Origin of the sequence: Saccharopolyspora gregorii (assembly GCF_024734405.1) — a bacterium.
Classification (GTDB): domain Bacteria; phylum Actinomycetota; class Actinomycetes; order Mycobacteriales; family Pseudonocardiaceae; genus Saccharopolyspora_C; species Saccharopolyspora_C gregorii.
Genome location: NZ_CP059556.1, coordinates 323,979 through 338,116, shown reverse-complemented (window position 1 = coordinate 338,116; position 14,138 = coordinate 323,979). Strand labels below are relative to the sequence as shown.

The 14,138-nt window shown below is 71.9% G+C and carries 8 protein-coding genes and 1 tRNA gene; 4 read left to right on the top strand and 5 right to left on the bottom strand.

Annotation, left to right across the window (positions count from 1 at the left end):
• Positions 1 to 126 precede the first annotated feature (126 nt).
• The 3 genes from H1226_RS01550 to H1226_RS01540 all read left to right on the top strand — a co-directional run bounded on the left by H1226_RS01550 (position 127) and on the right by H1226_RS01540 (position 2,716).
• A tRNA-Thr gene (locus H1226_RS01550) sits at positions 127 to 200 on the top strand.
• A 784-nt stretch (positions 201 to 984) separates the two neighbouring features.
• Positions 985 to 1,818: a DUF4231 domain-containing protein gene (locus tag H1226_RS01545; protein WP_258345220.1), complete on the top strand. Its 834-nt coding sequence runs from the start codon at positions 985 to 987 to the stop codon at positions 1,816 to 1,818.
• 166 nt (positions 1,819 to 1,984) lie between these two features.
• Positions 1,985 to 2,716, top strand: a complete 732-nt coding sequence (locus H1226_RS01540; protein ID WP_258345219.1) for a hypothetical protein — start codon at positions 1,985 to 1,987, stop codon at positions 2,714 to 2,716.
• A 61-nt stretch (positions 2,717 to 2,777) separates the two neighbouring features.
• Here H1226_RS01540 and H1226_RS01535 read toward each other — a convergent pair whose 3' ends face one another.
• From H1226_RS01535 to H1226_RS01515, 5 genes are all read right to left on the bottom strand, one after another.
• Positions 2,778 to 4,019 (bottom strand): DNA polymerase III subunit delta', encoded by a 1,242-nt coding sequence (locus H1226_RS01535; RefSeq protein WP_258345218.1) that lies wholly within the window; start codon positions 4,017 to 4,019, stop codon positions 2,778 to 2,780.
• Between the two features lie 96 nt (positions 4,020 to 4,115).
• Positions 4,116 to 7,070 (bottom strand): type I DNA topoisomerase, encoded by a 2,955-nt coding sequence (gene topA, locus H1226_RS01530; protein ID WP_373690002.1) that lies wholly within the window; start codon positions 7,068 to 7,070, stop codon positions 4,116 to 4,118.
• 190 nt (positions 7,071 to 7,260) lie between these two features.
• Positions 7,261 to 7,845 (bottom strand): hypothetical protein, encoded by a 585-nt coding sequence (locus H1226_RS01525; RefSeq protein ID WP_224959744.1) that lies wholly within the window; start codon positions 7,843 to 7,845, stop codon positions 7,261 to 7,263.
• 95 nt (positions 7,846 to 7,940) lie between these two features.
• A complete protein-coding gene (locus tag H1226_RS01520) occupies positions 7,941 to 8,633 on the bottom strand; it encodes a hypothetical protein (RefSeq protein WP_258345213.1) in 693 nt (230 codons plus the stop codon).
• Positions 8,634 to 8,815: 182 nt separating this feature from the next.
• Complete coding sequence (locus H1226_RS01515; RefSeq protein ID WP_258349315.1) at positions 8,816 to 11,125, bottom strand: sodium-translocating pyrophosphatase; 2,310 nt, start codon at positions 11,123 to 11,125, stop codon at positions 8,816 to 8,818.
• Between the two features lie 574 nt (positions 11,126 to 11,699).
• On the opposite strand from H1226_RS01515, the gene H1226_RS01510 reads away from it, so the two are divergent.
• Positions 11,700 to 14,063: a DEAD/DEAH box helicase gene (locus tag H1226_RS01510; protein ID WP_258345211.1), complete on the top strand. Its 2,364-nt coding sequence runs from the start codon at positions 11,700 to 11,702 to the stop codon at positions 14,061 to 14,063.
• Positions 14,064 to 14,138 lie beyond the last annotated feature (75 nt).

Below are 14,138 nucleotides of genomic sequence, written 5' to 3'. Positions count from 1 at the left end.
CCGAACCTCTCAACGACGGGCTCCCGTCCGAGTGACGCCCGATTTCAGCGCAACCGGTGACACACGACCGGGCCGCCAACCCCTTCGCCGGGCCGTCGCGGCCACCCGCTACACTTGCTCCGCAACGCCGCCTTAGCTCAGTCGGCCAGAGCGACGCACTCGTAATGCGTAGGTCGAGGGTTCGATTCCCTCAGGCGGCTCGCCGAGAAGACCGCAGGACCACCCCGGTGGACCTGCGGTCTTTTCTTCGTCCTCCCCCGTCGGCTCGCGACCGCGCCCGCCGTGACCGCGACCGGCTTTCCCGGGCCTCCGGCAGCAGACCATTCCCGGAATGCGCGGGACCACCCATTCCCGCCACCGGCCGCCGAATTGCGCATTCGACGAAAGCCCGCGGAGATCGTCCCGCCCCCCTCGGCATTCCGCCGCACCGAACTGAACTGCCGGAACGGCGAATCCGGCAGAATCGGTCCCGCCCGCGCGAGGGACGCGCGGACGGGCACCACCTCCCGTTCGGAACTCCCGGAAAAGCCATGCGCGAACCGCACCCCGAAATACGTGCCGAGACCGGACGAGACCAGGATCCGAACGGGTCCGAGCACCACGCGCACCGCTCCGCCGCGCCGCCTCGGACCACCCGCGACACCGGCCGCCGCGACACCGGGGAACTCCCCGGCACGCGCCCCCGCGCCCCATAGCAGGCAGGTGCGATGCGCCGACCGTGGCCCACGTGGTTGGGCCGGACGGGTGCGCTGCCACAGTGGAGAGCCCCGATCCGGGGCGAGTAGTCGCGGCGACTGAGTACTTGCGCCATCGGCTGTTATCACTGGCAGGTTTCGGCGAAGATTCCTCCCGGCCGACCTGCAGTGATCACATGGCGCAACAGGGTGTAGGCCGATCAGCCCAATCAGCTATCACCCGACCGGTCGATTGTCGTCGTACTTGGGGAACTACTTCGATCACAGTGACGCCGGAAGGATCGATGTGATGGAGCGTTGGGACGCGGGCACGGGCATCATTGGGGGCGGGGTCATCGCCGGGGAAACCCAGCCGCAGGACTGGGAGCGCCGCATCAGCGAGCTGTCCGAACAGCTCTACCGAGCGCGCATCCTGCAACGACTCCTGCTGATCTGGACCTGTCCGGGGAACGTGGCCCTCGCCGGACTCTCGATCTCCGGGATCGTGCTGCTCGCACCACCGGTGGCGGTCTCGGTGCTGGCCGTGGCGATCCCGGTCGGCTCGGTCGCCGCGTCGGGGCGCATCGCCTACCGGCACCACTTCGCGGTGCGCTCGGTCGCCTCCGAACTGCGCGAGCTGGAACGCGCGCACCGCGAGCACCAACTCGACGAGTGGAACGCGGGCGACCTGCTCGGCATGCGCAAGCGCTACCGGGCCGACCTGCCGGACGTGATCGAGCGCTACCGCGCCGAAGCGGGCAGGCACCGCTGGAAGGACCACGTGCTGCACACCGTGGTGATCGCCGGCTCGATCATCAGCGCCACCGTCACCGCGGCCTCCGCCGCGGTCGTCGGCGCGCGCTGGGCCGCGGTGGCGATCAGCCTGCTGGTGGCGGTCGCGGCGGCGTTCGGCGGCTACGCGAAGTACCGGGAGCGCGCGGCGAGCCTGCAGCAGACCGCCGACGTGCTCGAACGCGAGTACCACTCGGTCGAATTACGCGCGGGCCGCTACAGCAGGTTCGACGACGAAGGCGACGCGTACGCCGAATTCGCCGACACCGTCGAGTCGCTGCGCGAGGAGCAGGCGAAGCGCCAGCAGCACCTCAACCAGTCCATCGACGTGACCTCCGTCGCCGGACAGTAGTTCCAAGATCTTCCGCCTCACACGAACGGGTCGGAAACCGGCCGCTCAGCGCACTCCCCGTCGACGCACCGCGACGGCTGTGATCGCTGATTAGTGGCCGGTCCCGGCTCCGTACGCTGCGACCTCTGGCGCACAGGTGAGGGCCTGTGCAGAGAGGAGCAAGGCGATGAAACGCAGCCTCACCACGGCCGCCGCCGTGCTGGCGGGCGCCGGCGCCGTCGGTTTCGCCGGCACCGCGCACGCCGACTCGCAGTTCCCGGCCGAGCTGCCGGTGGACAACGGGGTCGCCCAGACCGCCTTCCACGCCGCCGGAACCGTGCACGGCGTGCAGCAGACCGTCGGCGACGTGGTGCGCGCGCCGCAGGCCCTCGCCGAGCAGGCGGGCACCGCCACCGGCCGCACCGGTGGCGGCAACGTCATCGGTGACGCGCTGCAGGACTTCACCCAAGCCCACACCCACCCGGTCGCCACCCAGGGCGCCCACCTCCCGATCGGCGGCGTCATCCCCGCCCAGCAGAGCGCCCGTTCCGGCGCGACGCCGGTGGACGGCCTCGCGAAGGACGAGAACGTGCGCGGCATCGTCGACACCATCGACGACTTCGGCACCTCGATGATCGGCCTCATCAACGCGCTGCCCGCGGACCAGGTGAACACCACCACCGACTCCCAGAGCGGGCAGCCCGGCAAGCCCGGCACCAGCGGTCAGAACGGCTCCAACGGCGAGGACGGTGGCGACACCACCGCCACGGCCCCCACCACCAAGCCCACCGTGGGCGGCACGCCCAAGGGCGGCCTGCTCGACCTGAGCAACGCGGGCGGTGCGGTCGGCAAGCCGCTCGCCGACGGCCTCAGCGGCACCCCGTTGGCGGGGCTCGCCAACCTCGATCAGCGCGGCTGATCACGCAAGCCACGGCCCCCGCGCTCTGGGAGGAGAGCGCGGGGGCCTTTCCCTGCGCCGGTCAGCCGTGGTGCAGGGTCGCGACCATCGCCTCCACCGCGATGATCGGCTTCACGTTCTGGGTGAGCGCGGTGCGGCACTCCAGCACCGCCTCCAGCCGCCGCAGCGTCGACTCCGACGTCCACTGCGACGCGGCCTTCGCCACGTCCGAGGCGTAATCCGGGTGGTTCAACGACGCCGGTGACCCGGACCGGGAGACCAGCACGTCGCGGTAGAACCCGGCGAGGTCCACCAGCGCCAGGTCCAGGGCGTCGCGCTGCGAGCGCGTCGCGCGCGACTTCTGCTTCTTCTCCAGCTCCTTCAGCGCCGCGTTCGCGCCGCGGGTCGCCGAAGCCGTGCCCTTGCCGGTGCCGCCCGCACCCATCGCGGTGCGCAGCTCGTCCTTCTCCGCCTCGTTGCGGTCCTCGTTCGCCGAGGTCGCCTCCGACTCGGAGGACTTCACCAGCCCGCTCGCCGCGGTGAACACGTCCGAGAACCGGCGCAGCCCCACCGGGATGCTCAGCACCCGGTCCCGCCGCTCCCGGGCCTCCGGATCGGTGGCCAGCCGCCGAGCCCGCCCGATGTGCCCGCCGCACACCGAAGCCGCCCACCAGGCCATCTCGTCGCCGACGTCGTCGCGCTCCCGCAGCACCTCGGCGATCGACCCGGCCAGCGGGGTGCGCAACTGCATCGCGCGGCACCGGGAGCGGATCGTGACCGGCACGTCCTCCGGGTGGTCCGACGGCGCGCACAGCAGGAAGACCGTGCGGTCCGGCGGTTCCTCCACCGCTTTCAGCAGCGCGTTCGCCGCGCCTTCGGTGAGCCGGTCGGAGTCCTCGATCAGCACCACCCGCCACTGGCCGGTGGTGGGGCGGCGCGCCGCGGCCTGCACCAGGGCCCGCATCTCGCGCACCGAGATCGTCAAGCCCTCCGGCACCACGACCTTCACGTCCGCGTGGGTCCCCGCCACCACCGTCCGGCACGCCGCGCAGCGGCCGCAGCCCGGCGCCTCGCCCGGTTCCAGGCACTGCAGCGCGGCGGCGAACGCCCGGGCGGCCACCGAACGACCCGAACCGGGTGGCCCGGTGAACAGCCACGCGTGCGTCATGGCGCCCGCGGGCGCGGGCTCGCCGCGGACCTGGAGGTGGGCGGCCTGCGCGGCGGCGAACAGCGTGCGCACCGCGTCGGGCTGGCCGACGATGTCCGCCCACACCCCGGTCGCCGGGGGGACTTCGCCCGCTACCGGGTCGGGGACCTGCGCCACCACGTCACCTCCGGGGTCGTCGCACCGCCTGCGTCGACACGCACTGTACGAGGCCGCGCCGACACCGGATCAGCGACCCGGCGCCCGGAGCCGCGGTCAGCTGCCGCTGGTGGACGAGGTGCTGCGGCTCGACGAGGACGAGCGGGAGCCGCTCGCCCGGGACGCCGGGCTCTTCGCCGACTTCGCGGTGCTGCTCTTCGCCGCGCCGGACTTCGCGGTGGTGGACTTCGACGTCCCCGACTTGGTCGCGGTCGACTTCGACGCCGTCTTGGTCGTCGACTTCTTCGCCGTCGTCTTCGTGCCGGTGCTCTTCGTCGACTTCGCCGTGCTGGTCTTCGCGGTCGACTTCGTCGTCTTCTTCTTCGCCGGGGCCTTCGCCCGCCGCTCCGCGATCAGTTCGACGGCCCGGTCCATCGTCAGCGACTCGACCTCGTCGCCCTTGCGCAGCGAGGCGTTCGTCTCGCCGTCGGTGACGTACGGACCGAACCGGCCGTCCTTGATGACCAGCGGCTTGCCGGTGTCCGGCTCGTCGCCGAGCTCCCGCAGCGGCGGGGCCGCGGCCCGGCGGCCGCGCTGCTTCGGCTGGGCGTAGATCTTCAGCGCCTCGTCGACGGTGACGGTGAAGATCTGGTCCTCGGTCTCCAGCGACCGCGAATCGGTCCCGCGCTTGAGGTACGGGCCGTAGCGGCCGTTCTGCGCGGTGATCTCCTCGCCGGACTCCGGGTCGGTGCCCACCACCCGCGGCAGCGACAGCAGCTTCAGCGCGTCGTCGATGGTCACGGTGTCCAACGACATCGACTTGAGCAGGCTGCCGGTGCGCGGCTTCGACTTGTCCCCTTCGGGGAGGACCTCGGTGACGTACGGGCCGAACCGGCCCTCCTTCGCCATCACCTCGTGCCCGGTCGCCGGATCGGTGCCGAGGCTGCGGCCCTCCATCGGCGTCGCGAACAGCTTCTCCGCGACCTCCGAGCTGAGCTCGTCCGGCGGCAGGTCGTCCGGCAGGTTCGCCCGCTGCGACTCCTCCGCGTTCAGCGGCCGCTCCAGGTACGGGCCGTAGCGACCCACCCGCACGTAGACGGTGCGGCCCTCGTCGTCGGTGAACATCGGGATGGAGTTCACCTCGCGCGCGTCGATCTGCTCCACGCTGGAGCCGACGAGCTTCTTGAGCCCGCCCGCGCGGCCGATCGAGTCACCCGGCCCGACCTCGCCGCCGAAGTAGAAGCCGGACAGCCACTTGGTGCGCTGCTGGCGGCCCTCGGCGATGCGGTCCAGCTCGTCCTCCAGCGCCGCGGTGAAGTCGTAGTCCACCAGCCTGCCGAAGTGCTGCTCCATCAGCCCGACCACGGCGAACGCCACCCAGGACGGGACCAGCGCGGAACCCTTCTTCCACACGTAGCCGCGCTCCTGCACGGTGCTGATGATCGACGCGTAGGTGGAGGGACGGCCGATGCCCAGCTCCTCCAGCGCCTTCACCAGGCTCGCCTCGGTGTAGCGGGCCGGCGGGTTCGTGCTGTGGCCGTCCGGCTCCAGCTCGGCGGCGGTGATCGCCTGGCCCTGGCTGAGCCGCGGCAGCCGCGATTCGGCGTCGTCGGCGACGCCACCGGCCTCCGAGTCCACCGATTCCACGTACGCCTTGAGGAACCCGGCGAAGGTGATCGTGCGGCCGGACGCGGCGAACGTGCACTCCTCGCCGGAGGTCGCCGTACCGGTGATGCGCACCGACAGCGTGGTGCCCTTCGCGTCCGCCATCTGCGAGGCGATGGTGCGCTGCCAGATCAGCTCGTAGAGCTTGAACCCGTCCACGTCCAGCTCGTTCGCGACCTGGCCGGGGGTGCGGAAGCTCTCGCCCGCCGGGCGGATCGCCTCGTGCGCCTCCTGGGCGTTCTTGACCTTGCGGTTGTACTGGCGCGGCTGCGGCGACAGGTGGCTGTCCCCGTAGAGCTCCCTGGCCTGGTTGCGCGCCGCGGTGATCGCCGTCTCGGACAGCGTCGTCGAGTCGGTTCGCATGTAGGTGATGTAGCCGTTCTCGTACAGCCGCTGCGCGGTGCGCATCGTGCGGTCCGCCGAGAAGCGGAGCTTGCGGCTCGCCTCCTGCTGCAGCGTGGAGGTCATGAACGGCGCGTACGGCTTCCGCGTGTACGGCTTCTCCTCGACGCTGGAGACGCTGAGCCGGGCGTCGGTCAGCGCCGCCGCGAGGCGCCGCGCCGCAGGCTCGTCCAGCGGCTTCACGTCGGCGTTCTTCAACCGGCCGTCCGGGCCGAAGTCGCGGCCGGTGGCCACCTTCGCCCCGTCCACGGTCACCAGCCGGGCGCCGAAGCGCGGCGGCTCGGCGCTCGCCCCGGCGTCCATCGTCGCCGAGATGTCCCAGTACGAGGCGGGCACGAACTTGATGCGCTCCCGCTCCCGCTCGACCACGATCCGGGTCGCCACGGACTGCACGCGGCCCGCCGAGAGCTTCGGCATGACCTTCTTCCACAGCACCGGGCTGACCTCGTAGCCGTACAAGCGGTCCAGGATGCGGCGGGTCTCCTGCGCGTCCACCAGGTCCTGGTCGAGGTCGCGCGGGTTCGCGGCGGCGGCCTGGATGGCGGATTCGGTGATCTCGTGGAACACCATGCGCCGCACCGGCACCTTCGGCTTCAGCGTCTCCATCAGGTGCCAGGCGATGGCCTCGCCCTCGCGGTCGCCGTCCGTGGCGAGGTAGAGCTCGTCGACTTCCTTCAGCGCGTCCTTCAACTCGCTGACCGTCGACTTCTTGTCCGCGGTCACCAGGTACAGCGGCTCGAAGTCGTTCTCCACGTCCACGCCGAGGCGCGCCCAGGACTGGCCCTTGTACTTGGCGGGCACGTCGGCGGCGCCGCGCGGCAGGTCGCGGATGTGGCCGCGGGAGGACTCGACCACGAAGTTGGTGCCGAGGTAAGAGGCGATCTTGCGTGCCTTGGCCGGGGACTCGACGATGACCAACCGCCGACGTCCGGAGTCCGTCCCGCCGGAGGACCCCGAAGCCCGGCCGTTACCGCCGCTCTGCTTCGCCCGTGTCGACCCAGCCACGCTTACCTGCTCTCTTCTCGCGGAGGCGTCCGATCCGCCAGTGTGCACCGCATACCACCCCGGATGCCGCACCCAGGGACGCACAGCGTGGCACACAACACGCCTGCGCTCGCGTCTTCCGTTCCGTACGAACGTATCGGGTGCCGGTCCTGTTCCGTTGCGTGACCTGCCCCGACCTGTGGCGTGATCGTCAGGAGACGAGCGGCCACGTTCGCTCGATCGCACCATCGGGGGTCGGACCGACCAGCTCCGCGAGCCGCTCGATCCGGCGCCGTCCGGTGACGCGCAGCGCTGGTCCGCCCGCTCGCGGACCCGTGCAGCGCGCGGGCAGCCCGGCCCTGGCCAGAGCCGCCGCCAACGGCTCGTAGGTCTCCGGCGCGTGCGGGTCCAGGCCCAGCAGGTACCCGCCCGGCACCGGCCTCCCCGCGGTCAGCGCCCACAGCCGCAGCGCCGCCCCGTCGGGGGCGAAGTCCGCGGGGACCGACTTCACCGCGCCGCGCAGCCACTGCCCGGCCAAGCCGGTCAGGTCGGCGCGGAACGCGGTGCGCACCAGCGGGTGTCCTTCTTCGGAGCGACCGAGCTCGGCGGCCACCCCGCGGTCGGCGCAGGCGCGCGCCAGCGACCGGGCGCGCCAGTCGTCGGCGACGACCACGGACAGCCGGGCCGCGGTGCCGCGACCGAACCCGACGGCCTGGCCCGGGCCGCACAGCAGTCCCGCGAGGTCGGCCACCCGGGGGTGGCGAGCCTCCGCGGAGAAGAAGGACAGCTGGTCCACGATGCGTGATCGTAGAACGTCCGTTCGAGCTTGACCAGGGCCTCCGCCCGGACGAGGGATCGATCGACCTCGTTCGGGCGGAGTCACCTGCCGGGTCAGCCCGGGGGCTGCTGCTGGGGCTGTTGCTGGAGCTGCTCCTGCTGAGCGGCCGACTGCGTCAACTGCTGGCACTGCGGCGCCTTCATCGCGGCGTCGTTGAGCTGCTGGTTCTTGGAGAACTCGGCGAACTGCGCACTGAAGTCGAGCTGCTGGCCCTTCTTCAGCTCCTCCTGCACCCCGGTCATGCCCGTGGTGAACGCCTGCTCGTTGGAGGTGTCGACCTGCTCGGCCTTGCCCTTCGCCGCGGAGAGGATGTCGCGGACCTGGGTGAATCCGTCCACGAACGTGGTGGCCACCTGGTCGGCGCCCGCGATCGGCGACGGGCCGATCCGCTGGAGCCCGGTGACCGTCTGGTCCGCGGCGTCGTGCGCAGCGGTCATCTGCGCGATGGACGACGCCTTGAAGGTCTCGGTGTTCGTCTTGTCCACCTGCGGGGCCTGCTGCTGCGAAGCGGAGAAACCGCCGACGAGCCCGCACAGCTCGCCGGTCCAGGCCACGCCGTCGGAACTCGCCTGCGCGGGCTTGCCCTGCTCCTGCTGCTGGCCCTGCTCCTGCTGCTGGCCCTGCTCCTGCTGCTGGGGCTGCTCCTGCTGCTGCGGGGCGGGCTGCTGCGGTTCGCCCTGGGAGCAGCCGGCCAGCGCCAGCGGGACGGCGGCGAGCACCGCGACGGAGGTCGAACGGATATTCATGCGCATTCCCTCAGGTCGGGTCGGCGTGCTCCCCGACTCTCCCGCACCAGCACGGCCGCCCCCGGAACCGGGGCCCCGCCGACGGGAGTCCCCCCAGCGCACAGCGGAGGGGCGCCCGACGAGCACGCCGAACGCCCCTCCACCGCACCGCCGCCGCTCGCGGGAGGAGCGGCGGCCACCGATCAGGTCGCGCCGTTGACGATCTTGTCGTCGTCGGCGGGCGCGTCCGAGATGGCCGTGCTGCGCCGCTTGGACACCACGATGGCGCCCACCACGACCAGCGCCGCCACCACCGCGATCGCGATCCGCACCGCGGGCGACGCCGAATCACCCACCGACAGCGTGACCACCGCAGGGGCGATCAGCACCGACACCAGGTTCATCACCTTGAGCAGCGGGTTGATCGCCGGGCCCGCGGTGTCCTTGAACGGGTCGCCGACCGTGTCGCCGATGACCGTCGCCGCGTGCGCCTCGGACCCCTTGCCGCCGTGGTGGCCGTCCTCGACCAGCTTCTTCGAGTTGTCCCACGCGCCACCGGAGTTCGCCAGGAAGATCGCCATCAGCGTGCCCGTGGCGATCGCACCGGCCAGGTACCCGGCCAGCGGCCCCACGCCCAGGCCGAAGCCCACCGCGATCGGAGCCAGCACCGCCAGCAATCCCGGCGTGGCCAGCTCCCGCAGCGAGTCGCGAGTGCAGATGTCGACCACCCGGTGGTACTCCGGACGAGTGGAGCCGTCCATGATCCCCGGGTTCTGCTTGAACTGGCGCCGCACCTCGTAGACCACGGCACCGGCCGCCCGGGACACCGCGTTGATCGCCAGCCCGGAGAACAAGAACACCACCGCGGCCCCGATCACGATGCCGACCAGCACGTTCGGCGCGAACACCTGGTACGCCTCCGCGGTGATCGTGGTGGAGACCGCGCGCGCGGCCTGCACGATCGCGTCCTGGTAGGCGCCGAACAGCGCGGTCGCCGCCAGCACGGCGGTCGCGATGGCGATGCCCTTGGTGATCGCCTTCGTGGTGTTGCCGACCGCGTCCAGCTCGGTCAGGATCTTCGCCCCGTCGCCCTCGAACTCACCGGACATCTCCGCGATGCCCTGCGCGTTGTCCGCCACCGGGCCGAAGGTGTCCATCGCGACGATCACGCCGACCGTGGTCAGCAGACCGCACCCGGCCAGCGCGATCGCGAACAGCGCCACCGTCAGCGTGGTGGACAGCAGGAAGGCGCCGAACACCGCCGCGCCGATCACCAGCGCCGTGTACACGGCCGACTCGAAGCCGACCGACAGGCCGGTGAGGATCACCGTGGCGGCACCGGTCTTCGAGGACTCGCCGACGTCCTGCACCGGGCGGTGCTCGGTGGCGGTGAAGTAGCCGGTCAGCTTCAGGATCACCGCGGCCAGCAGGATGCCGATGAGCACGGCGGCCAACGCGATCAGCGCCGGGCTGCCGCTGGCGCCGGCGACCTCCGGCGAGGCCCCGGTCAGCTCGGCGAACGAGTTCGGCAGGTACACCAGCGCGGCCACCGCGCACAGCACCGCCGAGATCCCCGCGGAGATGAAGAAGGAGCGGTTGATCGCGGTCAACGCGCTCTCCCCCGCCTTGGCCTTCGTCAGGTACACGCCGATCACCGCGGTGACCACGCCGATCGCGGGCACGATCAGCGGGAACAGCAGCCCCTTGAGGCCGAACGCGGCGGTCCCGAGGATCAGCGACGCCACCAGCGTCACCGCGTAGGACTCGAACAGGTCCGCGGCCATGCCCGCGCAGTCGCCGACGTTGTCCCCGACGTTGTCGGCGATCGTCGCGGCGTTGCGCGGGTCGTCCTCCGGGATGTCCTGCTCGACCTTGCCGACCAGGTCCGCGCCCACGTCGGCGGCCTTGGTGAAGATGCCGCCGCCGACCCGCATGAACATCGCCAGCAGCGCGGCGCCGAAGCCGAAGCCCTCCAGCACCCGCGGTGCCTCGCCCGCGTAGACGAGCACGACCAGCGCCGCGCCGAACAACCCGAGGCCGACGGTGGTCATGCCGACCACGCCACCGGTGCGGAACGCGACGCGCATCGCCTTCTCCCGGCCCGCGCCGGGATCGTTCGACGCGGCCGCGACCCGCACGTTCGCGCGGGTGGACAGCCACATGCCGAGGTAGCCGATGGCGGCGGAGAACGCCGCGCCGAACAGGAAGAAGATCGACCGGCCGATGCGTTCGCCGGTGCTGTTCGCGGGGAGCACGAACAGCACGACGAAGACCACGACGGCGAACCCGGCCAACGTCCGGAACTGCCGGTTGAGGTACGCGGAGGCGCCTTCCTGCACCGCCTGCGAGATCTGCTGCATCTTGGCCGAACCCTGGCCGGCCGCCAGCACCTCCTTGATCAGCACGTAGCCGAAGGCCAGCGCCGCCAAGGCGATGATCAGGACCACGCCGACGACGGCGTAGTCGGAGCCGCTGAGTTCGAACGCACCGGGGGCGTTCTGCGCGAGGTCCATCCGGTGCGTCGAGCTCGGTGGTGCAGTGCCCTGGGCGACCCAGCCGGGCTGGACCGGGGACAGCAGGGACATCCGTCCTCCTCGGGTGTGGCTCGGTGGCACGCCGGAGAGGCGGTGGTGCGTCCACTCCGACGCTCGGTACGGCCTCGGCCGCGAGCGGCCCGCCGGGGCCCGTCCGCGATCGATGTCGTGGCCGCGAAGTCTATTCAGGCCTGACGTGTCTTACTTCACGGTGTGATGTGCGCCTCGCAACGACGTGCTGCTTCGTTATCGAGTGATCGATCCAGTTAGGACTTGATCACCCGATCGGACACACTTCTACGTGGACCGAACGGGTGACTTCGTGTATCGCGTGTCGCAGCCGGATCGAACCGGCGTGTCGCGGCCCCGGAGACCCGCGCGGACACCGCCGCGCGGACGCCTCGGCCGCGCCCGCAGGCCACCTCACACCCCCGCGGCCCGCGCACCGGGCCACGACGGCGCGGTGGCGGGCGAGTCCACCCGAACGAGATCACCGGGCCGCAGGTTCCGCGTGCGTGCGGTGCGGGAACGGCGCTGTGCGACGCTCGACCACGTGAACTCGGCACACCGGAGAGCGGGCAGGACCGGCAACGGCAAGCGGCTGCTGGACCGGGTGCTGGCCGGCACGCCCGCGGACGAATCACCGCTGCGGCACGTCGAACAGCTCGCCGAACGGCCCGCGCAGCACGCGGACTGGCCGGGCTGGGCGCCCGAACCGCTGGTCGAGGCGCTGCGCGCCCGCGGCGCCGAACGCCCCTGGAGTCACCAGGCCGAAGGCGCCGAAGCCGCGTGGGCCGGTGAGCACCTCGTGGTGGCGACCGGCACCGCGTCCGGCAAGTCGATGACCTACCAGCTGCCGGTGCTCACCCGGTTGCTCACCGACGCCCGGGCCACCGCGCTGTACCTGTCGCCGACCAAGGCGCTGGGCGCCGATCAGCTCCGATCCACCACCGAGCTGGGCCTGGACGGGATCCGCGCCGCGGCCTACGACGGGGACACCCCGTTCGTCGAGCGGGACTGGGTGCGGGCGCACGGCCGGTGGGTGTTCACCAACCCGGACATGCTGCACCACGGCGTGCTCGCCCAGCACTCCCGCTGGGCGCGGTTCTTCCGCAACCTCTCCTACGTGGTCGTCGACGAGTGCCACACCTACCGGGGCGTCTTCGGCTCGCACGTGGCGCTGCTGCTGCGGCGGCTGCGGCGGATCGCGCGGTACTACGGCGCGGAACCGGTGTTCGTGCTCGCCTCCGCGACGGTGGCCGACCCGGCCTCCCTGGGCGAACGGCTGATCGGCGCCGAGTGCCGGGCCGTCACCGCGGACGGCTCGCCGCGCGGCGCCCGCACTGTCGCATTGTGGGAACCACCGCTGCTGGACGACGTGTCCGGCGAGAACGACGCGCCGGTCCGGCGTTCCGCCGGGAGCGAGGCCGCGCGGATCCTCACCGAACTCGTCGTGGAAGGCGCCCGCACGCTCGCGTTCATCCGATCTCGGCGCGGCACCGAGCTCGCCGCGCTGGCCGCCCGCCGCGCCCTGTCCGAAGTGGACGATTCGCTGGTGGACAAGGTCGCCGCCTACCGGGGCGGGTACCTGCCGGAGGACCGGCGGAAGCTCGAACGGGCGCTGCTGAGCGGGGAACTGCTCGCCGTCGCGGCCACCAACGCGTTGGAGCTCGGCGTCGACATCGCGGGCCTGGACGCGGTCGTCGTCGCCGGGTTCCCGGGCACGCTCGCCTCGTTCTGGCAGCAGGCCGGGCGCGCCGGGCGCGACGGGGACGACGCGCTGGTCGTCTTCGTCGCCCGGGACGACCCGCTGGACACCTACCTGGTGCACCACCCGCCCGCCGTGCTGGACCGGCCGGTCGAGTCGACGGTGCTGGACCCGGCGAACCCCTACGTGCTCGAACCGCACCTGGCCTGCGCCGCGGCCGAGCTGCCATTGGACGAAGCGGCGTTCGAGGTCTTCGGCGGCGAACCCGCCCGCACCGCGACCGACGCGCTCACCGAGGCCGGAGTGCTGCGCAAGCGGCCGCGCGGCTGGTACTGGACCGAGCGGGAACGCCCGCACCGGGAAGTGGAACTGCGCGGGTCCGGTGGGCAGCAGATCGCCGTCGTCGAGGGCGACTCCGGGCGGATGCTCGGCACCGTCGACCCGGATTCGGCGTGCGCCACGGTGCATCCCGGCGCGGTCTACCTGCACCAGGGGCAGTCGTTCGTGGTGGACGAGCTGGACCTGGACGGCGGCCTCGCGCTGGTGCACCTGGAGAACCCGGAGTGGCACACCTCGCCGCGCGACGTCGTGGACATCTCGGTGCTCGCCACGGTGCAGGAGCGGAGTCCGGCGCCGGGGATCACGGTGTGCCTCGGGGACGTGGAGGTCACCTCGCAGGTCGTCGGCTACCTGCGAACCCTGCCCTCCGGCGAGGTGCTCGACCAGGTGCCGCTGGACCTGCCCGCGCACAAGCTGGTCACCCGCGCCGTCTGGTACACGATCTCCGACGAACTGCTGACCGACAGCGCGCCGGGGGGCGCCGGGTTGGACCCGGCGCGCATCCCCGGCGCGCTGCACGCCGCCGAGCACGCGGCGATCGGCTTGCTCCCGCTGTTCGCGACCTGCGACCGGTGGGACATCGGTGGTGTCTCCACTGCCCTGCACGAACACACCGGTCGGGCCACGGTGTTCGTGCACGACGGTCATCCCGGGGGAGCCGGCTTCGCCGACCGCGGCTTCGCCGCGTTGTTCCCCTGGTTGGCCGCGACGCGGGAGGCGATCGTCTCCTGCGACTGCCCGGCGGGTTGCCCGTCCTGCGTTCAATCGCCGAAGTGCGGGAACGGCAATGAACCACTGGACAAGGCGGGGGCGGTGGCTGTTCTCGACGTGCTCTCGACCGCGCACGGGGGAGACGCCGGGCAGGGCTAGGGCCTACGGCGGATCGGGTGGGCGAGGGGGTTCGCCGGTCCCCCTCGTCCCCGCCGTCGGTCCCCATCGGGGGTG

Coding starts and splice junctions, on each gene's coding strand:
- H1226_RS01545 (WP_258345220.1), top strand. CDS start 985: ATGGAGCGTTGGGACGCGGGCACGGGCATCATTGGGGGCGGGGTCATC.
- H1226_RS01540 (WP_258345219.1), top strand. CDS start 1,985: ATGAAACGCAGCCTCACCACGGCCGCCGCCGTGCTGGCGGGCGCCGGC.
- H1226_RS01520 (WP_258345213.1), bottom strand. CDS start 8,633: ATGAATATCCGTTCGACCTCCGTCGCGGTGCTCGCCGCCGTCCCGCTG.
- H1226_RS01515 (WP_258349315.1), bottom strand. CDS start 11,125: ATGGACCTCGCGCAGAACGCCCCCGGTGCGTTCGAACTCAGCGGCTCC.